General features: G+C 72.1%; 11 protein-coding genes. 7 read left to right on the top strand and 4 right to left on the bottom strand.

Annotated features, from left to right (window positions below):
- Positions 1–11: 11 nt before the first annotated feature.
- Positions 12–683 carry a hypothetical protein gene (locus tag AQJ46_RS14310; RefSeq protein WP_059205974.1) on the bottom strand — a complete coding sequence of 224 codons (672 nt, stop codon included), beginning with the start codon at positions 681–683 and terminating at the stop codon, positions 12–14.
- Positions 684–896: 213 nt separating this feature from the next.
- Between AQJ46_RS14310 and AQJ46_RS14305 the strand changes: the two genes are divergently transcribed.
- The 4 genes from AQJ46_RS14305 (at position 897) to AQJ46_RS14290 (ending at position 6,215) form a co-directional block, all read left to right on the top strand.
- On the top strand, positions 897–1,520 hold the full coding sequence (locus tag AQJ46_RS14305) for a GntR family transcriptional regulator (protein WP_020115869.1): 624 nt from the start codon (positions 897–899) through the stop codon (positions 1,518–1,520).
- A gap of 261 nt (positions 1,521–1,781) precedes the next feature.
- Positions 1,782–4,484: a pyruvate dehydrogenase (acetyl-transferring), homodimeric type gene (aceE, locus tag AQJ46_RS14300; RefSeq protein WP_059205973.1), complete on the top strand. Its 2,703-nt coding sequence runs from the start codon at positions 1,782–1,784 to the stop codon at positions 4,482–4,484.
- A gap of 157 nt (positions 4,485–4,641) precedes the next feature.
- On the top strand, positions 4,642–5,640 hold the full coding sequence (locus tag AQJ46_RS14295) for a helix-turn-helix transcriptional regulator (protein WP_059205972.1): 999 nt from the start codon (positions 4,642–4,644) through the stop codon (positions 5,638–5,640).
- A gap of 56 nt (positions 5,641–5,696) precedes the next feature.
- Positions 5,697–6,215 carry a DUF4240 domain-containing protein gene (locus AQJ46_RS14290; RefSeq protein WP_059205971.1) on the top strand — a complete coding sequence of 173 codons (519 nt, stop codon included), beginning with the start codon at positions 5,697–5,699 and terminating at the stop codon, positions 6,213–6,215.
- Between the two features lie 27 nt (positions 6,216–6,242).
- Here the strand turns inward: AQJ46_RS14290 and AQJ46_RS14285 are convergent, their stop codons facing one another.
- The gene (locus tag AQJ46_RS14285) at positions 6,243–6,479 is read right to left on the bottom strand and encodes a hypothetical protein (RefSeq protein ID WP_059205970.1); all 237 of its coding nucleotides are present in this window, start codon (positions 6,477–6,479) and stop codon (positions 6,243–6,245) included.
- 159 nt (positions 6,480–6,638) lie between these two features.
- On the opposite strand from AQJ46_RS14285, the gene AQJ46_RS14280 reads away from it, so the two are divergent.
- Positions 6,639–7,766 carry a lipid II:glycine glycyltransferase FemX gene (locus AQJ46_RS14280; RefSeq protein ID WP_059205969.1) on the top strand — a complete coding sequence of 376 codons (1,128 nt, stop codon included), beginning with the start codon at positions 6,639–6,641 and terminating at the stop codon, positions 7,764–7,766.
- 9 nt (positions 7,767–7,775) lie between these two features.
- On the opposite strand, the gene AQJ46_RS14275 is transcribed toward AQJ46_RS14280, so the two are convergent.
- Positions 7,776–8,528 carry a peptidoglycan recognition protein family protein gene (locus tag AQJ46_RS14275; protein WP_059205968.1) on the bottom strand — a complete coding sequence of 251 codons (753 nt, stop codon included), beginning with the start codon at positions 8,526–8,528 and terminating at the stop codon, positions 7,776–7,778.
- Between the two features lie 1,673 nt (positions 8,529–10,201).
- Here AQJ46_RS14275 and AQJ46_RS14270 point away from each other — a divergent pair.
- Positions 10,202–11,386, top strand: a complete 1,185-nt coding sequence (locus AQJ46_RS14270) for a MarP family serine protease (RefSeq protein WP_059206337.1) — start codon at positions 10,202–10,204, stop codon at positions 11,384–11,386.
- Between the two features lie 182 nt (positions 11,387–11,568).
- On the opposite strand, the gene AQJ46_RS14265 is transcribed toward AQJ46_RS14270, so the two are convergent.
- Positions 11,569–12,057, bottom strand: coding sequence for a GNAT family N-acetyltransferase (locus tag AQJ46_RS14265; RefSeq protein WP_059205967.1), 489 nt, complete (start codon positions 12,055–12,057; stop codon positions 11,569–11,571).
- Positions 12,058–12,129: 72 nt separating this feature from the next.
- Here AQJ46_RS14265 and AQJ46_RS14260 point away from each other — a divergent pair, with 72 nt between their 5' ends.
- Positions 12,130–13,023, top strand: coding sequence for a TIGR01777 family oxidoreductase (locus AQJ46_RS14260; RefSeq protein WP_208616935.1), 894 nt, complete (start codon positions 12,130–12,132; stop codon positions 13,021–13,023).
- The last annotated feature ends 71 nt before the right edge of the window (positions 13,024–13,094 follow it).

Genomic DNA, 13,094 nt, shown 5'->3' with positions numbered 1-13,094 from the left:
CCGGCGTTCTCTCACCTGGGCGCGAGCTGCCTGTCCGACCAGCCCCACAGCTCCTCCACCCACACGTTCGGGATGGACAGCTTCGGGGCCGGCGTGAGCCCCTTGGTCCGGTATGCCTTCAGGACGTCGTAGGTGGCATCGAGGCAGTCCCGTGAAGTGAGCTTGCCGGTCCTCGGGTCCACGCCGACGAGGAAACCGCGCGCCTCGACCGTACGGACCATCGCCCGGGCCCTGTTCACGTCGTACGTCGAGGACTTCGTGCAGCGGTAGCGGCTGTACGGGTGCTGCGACGTGCCGGGGTAGTGGGCGTCCGTCGACATCTCGCTGAGCATGCGGTCGTACGTCCCCTCCGCGTGCCAGGCCCCGATGTCGCCGCCCGGCGGGGTGTACAGCTTCGCGCTGGGGTTCTCGACGGCGCCGTAGACCCAGCGACCGGCGCCCGGGACCTTGAAGCCCCAGCCGACGTGCCCGAACTTCTGCGCTCCGTCGGGCTTGACGAAGACGCAAGCGGCGCCGCCGCCCCCGGCCGCGCCCGCCATGCCGGTGATCGCTCCGGTCGCTTCGGTACTGCTCTGTGTCACGTCGGCCGTCGCCCGTGCGGCCGGCTGACCGCAGCCCGTCACGGCGACGATCGCGCCGATCACGGCCGCGAACGCCAGTCCGCGCTGTCCTCCGATGTTCATGCCGTCCCCCTGTGGTGCGAAGGGGCGCCCCGCGCGGGAACCCCTGACGAACGCGACACTCCTCGGAGCCGTGGGGTTCCGTGTCTTGACAGAAGTCGTGCGGCTGGGAGCGTGTAAGCCTCGTCTCACCTGCATGAAAGCGCCCCCGTGCGCCCCTCCCGAGCGGGCACTCGGCCTTATTGTCTAAACGTCAAACGCCCTTAAGGAGCTCTCATGACCGCGCCCGTCGTCCACTCGCTGCGCGAACAGATCCGCGAGCACATCGTGGAGGGGATCGTCAGCGGGCGCTGGCAGCCGGGTGAGCGGATCGTGGAGCGCCGTATCGCGACCGAGCTGGAGGTCAGCCAGACGCCGGTGCGGGAGGCGCTGCGCGAGCTGGAGTCGCTGCGGCTGATCGAGTCCGCGCCGAACAAGGGCGTACGGGTGCGGAATCTGACGGCGGCCGACCTGGAGGAGAGCTACCCCGTGCGGGCCGGTCTGGAGGCCATCGCGGCGGAGCTGGCGGCGGAGCGGCTGGCGCAGGACTGCTCGGCCCTGGAGCCGCATGTCGCCGCGCTCTACGAGGCCGACCGCGACTCGGACGGCACCGGGCAGGTGCGGCACACGGTGGGTTTCCACCGCGAGTTGGTGCGGGCGGCCGGCAACTCGGTGCTGCTGCACACCTGGGAGGGCCTGGGCATCGAGGTCTTCACCGCCCTGTCGATCCGCTGGCTGGGGACGGTCCAGCAGTCGTACGCGGAGGAGCACGAGGAGCTGGTGGCGGCGTTCAAGCGCCGGGACCCGCGGATCCCGGAGATCGTGAAGGCGCATGTCCTGGGGTGCGCGCCGCGGGCCTGACGCAGCCGAGCACACCTGCGCTCACCTGCGGAAACCCTTCGAAAGCAAGGCACCCGGTGTCTTAGTCGGAGGCACCCCGTGCCTACTTTCTCGTCATCGAGAAGTTTTGCCCCTCAACCCTTTGATCGATCATCGATCAGCGAGTTAGAGTCGCCGACGGGCCCTTACCGGGGCCCTCCGCCCTGTCCTGCCAAAGACAAAGGGCACCCCCGAAACCCTGCCTGATTGAGGGAACCCCCTTCGACTGAGGAAGGCGGCGACATGACCGACCCCTACGCCATCCAGCCGAGCGAGCTCGACCAGCTCCCCGACCGGGACCCCGAGGAGACCGCCGAATGGCAGGCCTCGCTGGACGCGGTCGCCAAGGCGGCCGGCCCGCACCGAGCCGCGTACCTGATGCGCCGCACGCTGGAGAGGGCGGAGGGCAACGGCATCGCGCTGCCCAAGCTCCTCGAGACCGACTACGTCAACACCATCCCCACCGCCGCCGAGCCGTCCGCGCCCGGTGACGAGGAGATGGAGCGGAAGATCACCGCGTGGAACCGCTGGAACGCGGCCGCGATGGTCACCCGCGGCTCCAAATACGGCGTCGGCGGCCACATCGCCACCTTCGCCTCCGCGGCCTGGCTCTACGAGACCGGCTTCAACCACTTCTTCAAGGGCAAGGAGGCCGACGGGTCCGGCGACCAGCTCTACATCCAGGGCCACGCCTCCCCCGGCATCTACGCCCGCGCCTTCCTCGACGGCCGGCTGGACGAGCAGCAGCTCGACAACTTCCGCCGCGAGTCGGGCGGCAACGGCCTCCCGTCGTACCCCCACCCCCGCCGCCTGCCCTGGCTGTGGGAGTTCCCGACGGTCTCCATGGGCCTCGGCCCGCTCTCCGCGATCTACCAGGCGCGCTTCAACCGCTACCTGACGGCCCGCGGCATCAAGGACGTCTCGGACTCCCACGTCTGGGCCTTCCTCGGCGACGGCGAGATGGACGAGCCGGAGTCCACGGCGGCACTCGCACTCGCGAGCCGCGAGGGCCTCGACAACCTCACCTTCGTCATCAACTGCAACCTGCAGCGCCTCGACGGCCCGGTCCGCGCGAACTTCAAGATCGTGCAGGAGCTGGAGGCCCAGTTCCGCGGCGCCGGCTGGAACGTCGTCAAGTCGCTGTGGGGCAACGCCTGGGACGAGCTCTTCCAGCTCGACACCACGGGCGCGCTGGTACGACGGCTCCGCGAGGTACCGGACGCGCAGGTGCAGACGTACCAGACACGCGACGCCGCCTACATCCGCCAGGACTTCTTCGGCAAGGACCCGGCCCTCGTCGAGATGGCGAAGCTGCTGTCCGACGACAAGATCCTCGAGTGTTTCCACTTCTCCCGCGGTGGCCACGAGGCGCGCAAGGTCTACGCCGCCTACAAGGCCGCCGTCGAGTTCAAGGGCGCGCCGACGGTCATCCTGGCCCAGACGGTCAAGGGCCACACCCTCGGTGAAGGCTTCGCGTCGAAGAACGCCAACCACCAGATGAAGAAGCTGTCGGTGGACGAGTTCAAGACGATGCGCGACCTGCTTGAACTGCCCATCAAGGACAGTGACTTCGTCGACGGCGTGGTCCCCTACGGCCGCCCCGGCGCCGACTCCCCCGAGGTCCGCTACCTCCAGGAGCGCCGCGCGGCCCTCGGCGGTCCGGCCCCGGCCCGCCGTGTGCACCCGGTGGCCCCGCTGCCGGCCCCCGCCGAGAAGGCCTTCGCCTCCTTCGACAAGGGCTCGGGTTCGCAGAACGTGGCGACGACGATGGCCTTCGTCCGCCTGATCAAGGACCTGGTCCGCGACAAGGAGACCGGGAAGCGCTGGGTGCCGATCGTCCCCGACGAGGCGCGCACCTTCGGCATGGAGTCGCTGTTCCCGTCGCTCGGGATCTACTCCCCCAAGGGCCAGACGTACGAGCCGGTCGACCGCGACCAGCTGATGTACTACAAGGAGGCCCAGAACGGCCAGATCCTCAACGAGGGGATCACCGAGGCCGGTTCGATGGCCGACTTCATCGCCGCGTCCACCGCGTACGCGACGCACGGCGAGGCGATGATCCCGTTCTACATCTTCTACTCGATGTTCGGCTGGCAGCGCACGGCCGACCAGATGTGGCAGCTCGGCGACCAGCTGGGCCGCGGCTTCCTCGTCGGCGCCACGGCGGGCCGTACCACGCTGACGGGCGAGGGCCTGCAGCACGCGGACGGTCACTCGCCGGTGATCGCGGCGACGAACCCGGCGGCGCTGACGTACGACCCGGCGTTCGCGTACGAGGTCGCCACGATCGTGCGCGACGGCATCCGCCGTATGTACGGCGAGGCCGCGCCCGGTGAGGACCCGAACGTCTTCTACTACCTGACGGTCTACAACGAGCCGCTTCCGCAACCCGCCAAGCCGTCCGGTCTCGGTGTCGACGAGGGCATCGTCAAGGGTCTGTACCGCTTCAACACGGCGGAGTCCGCGGGCCTGACCCCGGTCGCCAACGCCGCCCGCATCCAGCTGCTGGGCTCCGGCACGGCGATCCACTGGGTGCTGAAGGCGCAGCGGATGCTGGCCGAGGAGTGGGGCGTGGCCGCCGACGTGTGGTCCGCGACGTCCTGGACGGAACTGCGCCGTGACGCGCTGGAGGCCGACGCCGGTCTGCTGCGCGGCGAGGAGCGGGTCCCGTACGTCCGTCAGGCGCTGCACGGTGCCGAGGGCCCGGTGCTCGCGGTCTCCGACTACATGCGCCAGGTCCCCGACCAGATCGCGCAGTGGGTCGAGCAGGACTGGTCCTCGCTCGGCGCGGACGGCTTCGGCCTCTCCGACACCCGCGAGGGCGCCCGCCGCCACTTCGGCGTCGACGCGGAGTCCGTGGTGGTCGCGGCCCTTGCCCAGCTGGCCCGGCGCGGCGAGGTCAAGGCGACGGCCGTGAAGGAAGCGCGGGAGCGGTACGGGTTGTAGTTCGGCTGCGGGCCCGGTGGGGGCTGGTCGCGCGGTTCCCCGCGCCCCCAAAAGACAGGTGCGTCCGAGCGGGCCTGTCTTTTGAGGGGCGCGAGGAACCGCGCGACCGGCCACATCCGGGCCGCACCCGACCACGAACCCCCGGCATCATGGCCCCATGCGTGCTGCCCGGCTCATCAAGATGGTGCTGTTGCTCCAGTCCCGTCCCTCCATGACCGCCGCCGAGCTGGCGCGGGAGCTGGAGGTGTCGGAGCGGACGGTCACCCGGGATGCGCAGGCGTTGTCAGAGGCCGGGGTTCCGGTGTATGCGGACCGGGGCAGGGCGGGCGGGTACCGCCTCATCGGCGGCTATCGCACCCGCCTCACCGGCCTGGCCCGCGGCGAGGCGGAGGCACTGTTCCTGTCCGGTGTGCCGGGGGCGCTGCGCGAGATGGGGCTCGAGGACGCCGCCTCCGCCGCCCGGCTGAAGGTGTCCGCCGCGCTGCTCCCCTCCGTCAGCGACGCCTCCCGTACGGCCGCTCAGCGGTTCCATCTCGACGCGCCCAACTGGTTCACCGAGCCGAAGTCCCCCGAGCTGCTGCCCGCCGTCGCCGACGCCGTGTGGGACGACCGACAGGTCAGCGCGCGCTACCGCGGCCGGGAGCGCGAAGTGGAGCGGGAGCTGGAGCCGTACGGGCTCGTGCTCAAGGCGGGCGTCTGGTACCTGTGCGCACGGATCCCGGGGAACGGCTCCTTCCGGGTGTACCGCATCGACCGGTTCATGGCGGTGACGGCCGCCGGGGAACGGTTCGTGCGCGACGAGGAGTTCGACCTGCCCGGGTTCTGGGAGGAGCGCGCCGAACAGTTCGCGCGCTCGATCCTGCGGGCCGAGGTCGTCGTACGGCTGTCCGGTGCGGGGGCGCGCAGACTGCCGTACGCCGTCGATCCCGCCGGTCCCGCCCGGGAGGCGCTGGCGGCCGCCGGGCCGCCGGACGACGACGGGTGGGTGACGGTGAGCCTCCCGGTGGAGTCCGAGGAGGTCGCTTACGCGCAGCTCGCGTCGCTGGGGCCGGAGGCCGAGGTGCTGGCTCCGGAGAGCCTGCGGACGCGGTTCGCGAGGGACGCCGTACGTCTGGCGGGGCTGTACGGGAGGGACGGGACCCTGTTCGGGACATAACAATCCGCCGCACTCCACGTGCGCCCCACCCTTCCAGGCCCGATGCTGGACCCGTGATGGACGAGACGGAGTTCTGGGAGCTGGTGGACGCCACCCGCGAGGCCGCCGAGGGCGACCCCGAGGAGCAGGCCGACCTGCTCGTGGACCGGCTCCTGGCGCTGGACCCGGACATGGTCCTCGACTTCGCCCGTCACTTCGAGGCCCGCTTCAACCGTGCGTACACCTGGGACCTGTGGGGCGCCGCCTCGATCCTGCTTGACGGGGTGAGCGACGACGCCTTCGACTCCTTCCGGTGCTGGCTGATCGGCCAGGGGCGCGAGGTGTACGAGGGCGGCGTGCACGACCCCGACTCGCTCGCCGACGTGCTGGCCGACTTCGACGAGGAGATCGACGGCGACGGCGAGGAACTGGGCTACGCGGCCGACGAGGCCTACGAGCAGCTCACCGGTACCGTCGCTCCCGACCTGGGTATCCCGCCCGGGGCCTCCGAGCCGCTCGGTGCGCCGGTCGACCTGGAGAGCGACCGGGTACTGGCGGAGCGGTATCCCAAGCTGTGGGACCGGTTCAGGGGCTGAGTCCCGGTCAGGCCGCTCGCACCGTGTTCAGGCCGCCGTCGCGGCCCTGCGCCGGGTCGTGTCCGTCGGAATGTACGCCTGGGTCTGGTCGGCCTTCACGGCGTGGTGCAACGGGGCCGCGTTGGCCTGGTCGAGCGCGGACGCGGTGACGGCGGCCGGGCCGAGGATCACGGCCGCGACCGCGCAGACGACCGCCCAGGGTCCACGGGCGGTCCGGGCCCCTCCGCGGGTCTGCTCCATGGTGTTCGTGTGACTGCTGTTCATTTCTTCCCCACCTCCAGTCAGTGCGTGTGCATGACGATAGGGCGGCTGCTTCGGAGTGGTCCTTGAGCCGCCTACGAGAAACCTGTGAGGGCTCGGGCTCTTGACCCCTGCCGTGACTCCCGGCTTACCGTGGCCGCCCCGGACAGGAGCACCCCGCCCATGACCAGCCCGTATGTGCGCGAGATCACGCGCGAGGAACATCTCGCCCACCTGCGGCTGAACCCCGACGCGAGCCATCTCCAGATCCCCGAGTGGGCCGACGTGAAGCCCGACTGGGTGGCGGAGAGCGTCGGCTGGTTCGAGGACGAGGCGAGGGTCGCGACGGCACTCGTCCTGTACCGGCCGCTGCCCGGCACCCGGCGCTGTCTCGCCTACCTCCCCGACGGGCCCGCGATCGACTGGCGCGCCCCGCGACCCGAGCGCCTGCTGGATCCACTGGTCGCCCACCTGGAGAAGCGCGGGGCGTTCTCGGTGCGGATCGGGCCACCCGTCGTCGTGCGGTACTGGGACCCCGAGACGGTGACGGCCGGCATCGCCGACCCCGAGGTACGCCATGTGCGCGAGGTGCCCGCGGCCGGCGTCGACGGGTTCGCGCTGGACGCCGGGGAGCGGCTGCGCGGGCTGGGGTGGCGGAGGTGCGCGCAGGACGAGGACAGCGGCTTCGGGCTCGGGCAGCCGCGCTACGGCTGTCACATCCCGCTCGCGGGCCGCTCGGTGGACGAGCTGCGCGGAGCCCTCGCACCGCACTTCGAGCAGTCCCTGCGCACGGCCGAGTCGGCGGGCGTCCGGGTCTCCTGGGGGACGGCCGCCGATCTGCCCGACTTCTACCGTCTCTATGCCGCGACCGCCGCCCACGACGGCTTCCGGGCCCGTCCGCCGGTCTACTTCCGGCGCATGTGGGAGTCCATGAACGCGGAGGACTCCGACCGGCTGCGGCTTTATCTGGCCGAGTACGACGGCGAGGTGCTCTCCGCCGCGCTGATGATCAACGTCGGGTCCCGCGTCTGGCACTCCTATGCCGCGTCCGGTCGACGGGGGCGGGAACTGCGGCCCAGCAGCGCGCTGTTGTGGCGGATGCTGTGCGATGCGCGGGCGGCCGGTGCCGAGACGTACGACCTGCGTTCGGTGAACCCCTCCCTCGGCGAGGACCGTCTGCTGGGCCGGCTCCGGTTCAAGACGGGGGCGGGCGGCCGGGTCGTGGAGTACCTCGGGGAGTGGGAGAGGCCGGTGGGGCTCCAGGGCAGGGTGTTGCAGCGGGCTTTGGGGGTGTATTTGGGGCGCAGGTGACCCGGCGGCTCAGGTCCTGCCCTGGAGGCGGGCCGCTGTCTCCCTCATCTCCGGCAGACGTGCCCTGAGGGCGGCGCCGGGGCAGGTCGTCATGTAGCCGTCGCCGTGGCCGGCGAGGGCGGGCAGCTTCGCGACGGTGCCGGCGGTGTAGCGGCTGAGGCTGTTGCTGGAGGTGAGGCGGACGGTGCTGCGCGGGTCGATGCCGGTGAGGCCGAGTTTCCAGGCGGCCAGTGCGGCGATCGCGTCGGTCATCGCCCGCGGGACGGGGGCGCCCGCGGTGAAGGTGCCGATGGCGGCGATGCCCGCCGTGCGGTGGTTGAAGCCCTGGGTGTGTGCACCGGTGACGGCCCGGGTGACGCCGCCCGCACGGCCCTCGTAGATGGTGCCGCAGCGGTCGACGAGGAAGTTGTAGCCGATGTCGTCCCAGTCCCGGGCACCGGTCTGGCCGGCGGCGAGGTAGCGGATGATGCGCGGCGCGTCGGCGCAGTCGTAGTCGTTGGGCGAGTCGGTGTGGTGCACGAAGACTGCGAGCACCTTGTCGTCGTAGTGCGGGGGCGGTGGGGTGCGGGCGGCGGAGTTCGCCTCACCGGTGCCTGCGGCCCACACCGACCGCGGCACGATGTGCGGCCGGGCCGCGTGGTGCGCGACGCGCCCGTGCCGGGCCACTTCGGCAGTGGGCCTGGCGTCCACCGCCCGCTCGACACCGTTGACACACAGCACTAGCGCGAGAACGGCACCGAGCCCGGGAACACACCCGAGCAACGCTCGCCCGACGGACGGGAATACCCGCACGGACCGAACATGAGCCGGCGGGCGGACGGGGGGTGCGGGACCGGTGGGGGCGGCGAGGTCGGCGGGAACAGCAGGTCGGACGGGGGGCGTGGGCCCGGCGGGGGCCGCCGACGGTACGGGACTCTTCGGCCCGGCGGAGGCCGCCGACGGTACGGGACTCTCGGGCCCGGCGAGGGCCGCCGACCTTATGGGAGTCGCGGGACGGACAGGGACCGTTGGCCGAACCGAAGCGGCAGCCCCAGGGGAGACCGCGGACCCGCCGGCAGCGTCCACCCCGCCGGGGCCGGCGGTCCCAGGCCCGTCCGCGGCCGCTGGACGTGCGGGGTCCGCAGGCCCGGCAGACGCCTCCACCCCTGCAGGGACCGTCTGTCCAGCAGACGCCGTCGGACGGGCAGGAACGTCGGGCCCAGCGGAGGCCGAAGGCCCGGTAGGGGCCGCGGGCCCAGGAGGAGCCTCGGGCCCGGCGGAAGCCGTGGGGCTGACAGGATCGTCCGGCCCGGCAGCAGGCCCCTCCCCGGCAGGAGCCGTAGGCGCCACCGGAACCGTAGACCCGGCAGACGCCGTCGGAGCGACTGGACCGATGAGCCCGACAGACGCCGAAGGCCCGGCAGGAGCCGCAGGCCCGGCGGAAGCCGTGGGGCTGACAGAATCGGCGGGCCCCGGCCCGGCAGGAGGCCTAGACCCGGGAGACGCCGTCGGGGCAACTGGATCAGTAAGCCCGGCGGAAGCCGTGGGGCCGACAGGATCGTCCGGACCGCCAGCAGGCCCCGCACCGGCAAGAGACGCCGTAGGCGCCACCGGAACCGTAGACCCGGCACACGCCGTCGGAGCGACTGGACCGATGAGCCCGACAGACGCCGAAGGCCCGGCAGGAGCCGCAGGCCCGGCGGAAGCCGTGGAGCTGACAGAATCGTCCGGACCGCCAGCAGGCCCCGCCCCGGCAGGAGACGCAGGCTCCGCAGGGATCTCAGGCCCCGCGGAAGGCGTCGGCCCGGCAGGAGCCGCAGGTCCGGTGGAAGCCGCGGGGCTGACAGGATCGTCCGGCCCGGCAGCGGGCCCCTCCCCGGCAAGAGACGCAGGCTCCGCGGGGAACGCAGGCCCCGCGGAAGGCGTCGGGCGGGAGGACGCCGCAGGATCAGCGCACGCCGTCGGGTCGACAGGAGCGGCGGGCGCGGCAGAAACCGCAGGCCCGTCGGCGGGCGCCTGACCGGCAGGCACCCTCTCCCCAGCAGCGGCCACAGACCCGGCAGACGCCGTCGGGGCGACCGGTGCGGCGAGGCCGGTCGGCGCCGCAGGACTGTCAGGAACCGTAGGCACGGCAGCGGTGGTCGTCGAGCGGTGTTTGTGGGCCAGCCGGCTTTGGAGCGCGAGGCCTATTCGGCTCGCGTCGCGTATTCGGGCCGCGAGTCCTGTACGGCTCGCGTCGCGTATTCGGGCCGTCCGCCGTCCTCGCATCCCCCGCGCTCTTCGGACACGCATGGTTCCACGATCGGCCGGATCCGCTCCGTCCGCGATGTGGGCTGTGCCACCCGGTGGAACCATCGTCCTGGTCCGCGACGTTTTCCCAGGTGCACGCACGCGTGCCGCTGATCACTGGACGCCTCGCCTGCGTACTGAAGGTTCCGAGAGAGAAGGGCGGCTCCGTGGACGTGCTCGACATCCTGCTGTTGCTGGTGATCGCCGCCTATGCGGCCTCCGGCTACCGGCGCGGCCTGGTGGCCGGCTGCGTCTCGCTCGCCGGCTTCGTCGGCGGCGCGGTCGTGGGCGTGTGGGTGCTGCCGTGGATGATGGACCTCGTGGCACCGGGGAGCACGGCCGCGACGGTGACCGCGGTGCTGACCGTGCTGGTCCCGGCTGCGGTGGGGCACGAGCTGGCCGGCCGGCTGGCGCTCAGGCTGCGCCGGGAGCTGGACCAGGGCCCGCTGAGAGTCGCGGACGGCGTCGGCGGGGCCGCCGCCAACTCCGTGGCCGTGCTCATCGTGGCCTGGGTCGCCGCCAGCGTGCTCGGCGCGTCCTCGTCCCCGCTGGTCACCACCGCCATCCGGGACTCCGCCCTGCTCGGCGCCGTCCAGGACTCCATGCCGGAGACCACACCGTCCTGGTTCTCCCGGGCCACCTCCGCGCTGACCGAGGCGGGCTTCCCGCAGGTCTTCAACCCGTTCGAGAACGAGTCGACGGCCGAGGTCGCCAAGCCCACCGGCGACAGCGTCACGGCCGCCGCCACCAACGCGGCCAAGCTCAGTACCGTCAAGATCGAGGGCGCCTCCGGCACCCAGGGCCGCGAGGGCAGCGGCTTCGTGTACGCCCCGCAGCACGTGATGACCAACGCCCACGTCGTGGCCGGCATCGACGAGCCGAGCGTCCGGGTCGGCGGGGTCGGGCAGCCGTACAAGGCGCGGGTGGTGCTGTTCGATCCGAACAGGGACGTGGCCGTGCTGTACGTCCCTGACCTCCGGGCGCCGGTGCTGCGCTTCGACGACAGCGCCGCGCGGGGCGACTCCGCTGTGGTCGCCGGCTATCCGCAGGACGGTGACCTGAACCTCCAGGCGGCCACGGTGGCCAACCGGGTGAAGGCGACCGGCCAGAACATCTACAGCGACGCCACCGTCACCCGCGAGATCTACTCGATCCGCTCGACCGTCCGCCCCGGCAACTCCGGCGGCCCGCTGCTGACCGCCTCCGGCAAGGTCTACGGCGTGGTCTTCGCCCGCTCCACCTCCGACGACGAGACGGGCTACGTCCTGACGGTCGACGAGGTCGCCGGCGACGCCGAGAAGGCCGCGGGCGCCACGTCGCCGGTGGACACGGGCGAGCTGGTCACGTCGTAACGCGCCGGCCTCCCGGATGATGGGGCCACGGTCTCGCACGGCACCGGTCCCGCACCGGTCCCGCATGGCACCCCGGAGGCTCCCCGTGCCCGTGTTCTTCCTGATCTCGCTGCTCGTGGCGGGGGTCGCGCTCTGCCTCGTGGTGCGCAGACGCCGTACGACCGCCGCGGCCGACCAGGTACTCAGAGACGGCGCCCCATGAGCACGTCGTCGACGTACTCCCCCGCCAGCAGGAACTCCTCGGGCAGCACGCCCTCGACCGCGAAGCCCTCGGACTCGTAGAGCCCCCGGGCGGGCGTGTTGTGCCCGAGGACGCGCAGGGTGAGGCGGCGGGCGCCCCGGCGCCGGGCCTCCTCGGTGATGGCGCGGATCAGGGCCCGGCCGACACCGCGGCCCCGGGCCCGGGCGCTGACGACGAAGCCCTGGATCTGGCGCACATGGGCGCTCGCCTCGAGCCCGGTCGGGAAACCGAGACGGATGTACCCGAGGATGCGGCGGTCGGCCTCGGCGACCAGACAGTCGTCGGGGAGGTGCCGCTCGTCGAAGAACGGCCGGTAGGGCGGCTGCTGCTCGGGCAGGACGTCGTGCAGGGGCGACCATTCGGCACGCTCGAGGCGGGCCAGCTCCTCTTCGTCGTCGGGGAGGGCGTGGCGTATGGACAGCTGGGACATGAGCGCCACCCTACGGTGGGGGTTACCGGAACCAGACATCGCTCTTACGCACCCACCAGGCAGGATGAGGTCATGCAACTTTCAAGAATCGCGGTGGCCGGAGCGTCCGGACTGATCGGATCGGCCTTGACGCGGTCCCTGACGGCGGATGGGCACGAGGTGGTCCGGCTGGTGCGCCGGGAACCCCGGGACGAGACCGAGGTCCGGTGGGACCCCGAGGCCGGGCGGGTCGACACGGCCGGGCTCGCCGGATGCGACGCCGTGGTCAACCTCGCCGGGGCGGGGGTCGGTTCGCGGCGCTGGACGGACGCGTACAAGAAGCGGATCCACGACAGCCGGGTCAACGGCACGACCGCCCTCGCCAAGGCCGTCGCCGCCCTGGACGAGCCGCCGCGGGTCTTCGTGAACGGCAGCGCGATGGGGTACTACGGCGAGACCGGCGACCGGATCGTCGACGAGAACTCCCCCGCAGGACAGGGCTTCCTGCCCGAGCTGTGCGTGGAGTGGGAGGGGGCGGCCGCACCCGCGCAACAGGCCGGCGTACGGACCGCGTTCACCCGCACCGGGCTCGTGGTGGGCCGCGGCGGCGGGGCCTGGGGCAAGCTGTTCCCGCTGTTCCGGGCGGGGCTCGGCGGGCGGATGGGCGACGGGCGGCAGTACTGGTCGTTCATCGCACTGCACGACGAGGTGGCCGCGATCCGCCATCTTCTGGAGACCGACGGGCTGTCCGGACCCTTCAACCTCACTGCCCCGCAGCCCCTGACGAACCGTGAGATCACCGAGGCCATGGGCCGCGTGCTGCACCGGCCGACCCTCTTCGCCGTCCCCGCGCCGGTGCTGCGGGCCGTGCTCGGCGAGATGGCCGGGGACGTGCTGGGCAGCGCACGGGTGCGGCCGACGCGGCTGCTGGAGTCGGGGTTCACGTTCGCGTTCCCGGACATCGAGGAGGCGATCCGGGCGGCGTGAGCGTTCCAGTGGCCGTCTGTGACGACATGCGACCGGTGTGCGACCGTGCCCTGTCGATGCGCGACTGTTCC

The sequence above is a fragment of the Streptomyces canus genome (assembly GCF_001514145.1).
Classification (GTDB): Bacteria; Actinomycetota; Actinomycetes; order Streptomycetales; family Streptomycetaceae; genus Streptomyces; species Streptomyces canus.
This window is presented reverse-complemented; position numbering and strand designations above follow the sequence as displayed.

Excerpts from the sequence above, each read along its gene's own strand:
- AQJ46_RS14310 (WP_059205974.1), bottom strand. The coding sequence starts at position 683 with ATGAACATCGGAGGACAGCGCGGACTGGCGTTCGCGGCCGTGATCGGC.
- AQJ46_RS14305 (WP_020115869.1), top strand. The coding sequence starts at position 897 with ATGACCGCGCCCGTCGTCCACTCGCTGCGCGAACAGATCCGCGAGCAC.
- aceE (WP_059205973.1), top strand. The coding sequence starts at position 1,782 with ATGACCGACCCCTACGCCATCCAGCCGAGCGAGCTCGACCAGCTCCCC.
- AQJ46_RS14295 (WP_059205972.1), top strand. The coding sequence starts at position 4,642 with ATGCGTGCTGCCCGGCTCATCAAGATGGTGCTGTTGCTCCAGTCCCGT.
- AQJ46_RS14290 (WP_059205971.1), top strand. The coding sequence starts at position 5,697 with ATGGACGAGACGGAGTTCTGGGAGCTGGTGGACGCCACCCGCGAGGCC.
- AQJ46_RS14285 (WP_059205970.1), bottom strand. The coding sequence starts at position 6,479 with ATGAACAGCAGTCACACGAACACCATGGAGCAGACCCGCGGAGGGGCC.
- AQJ46_RS14280 (WP_059205969.1), top strand. The coding sequence starts at position 6,639 with ATGACCAGCCCGTATGTGCGCGAGATCACGCGCGAGGAACATCTCGCC.
- AQJ46_RS14265 (WP_059205967.1), bottom strand. The coding sequence starts at position 12,057 with ATGTCCCAGCTGTCCATACGCCACGCCCTCCCCGACGACGAAGAGGAG.
- AQJ46_RS14260 (WP_208616935.1), top strand. The coding sequence starts at position 12,130 with ATGCAACTTTCAAGAATCGCGGTGGCCGGAGCGTCCGGACTGATCGGA.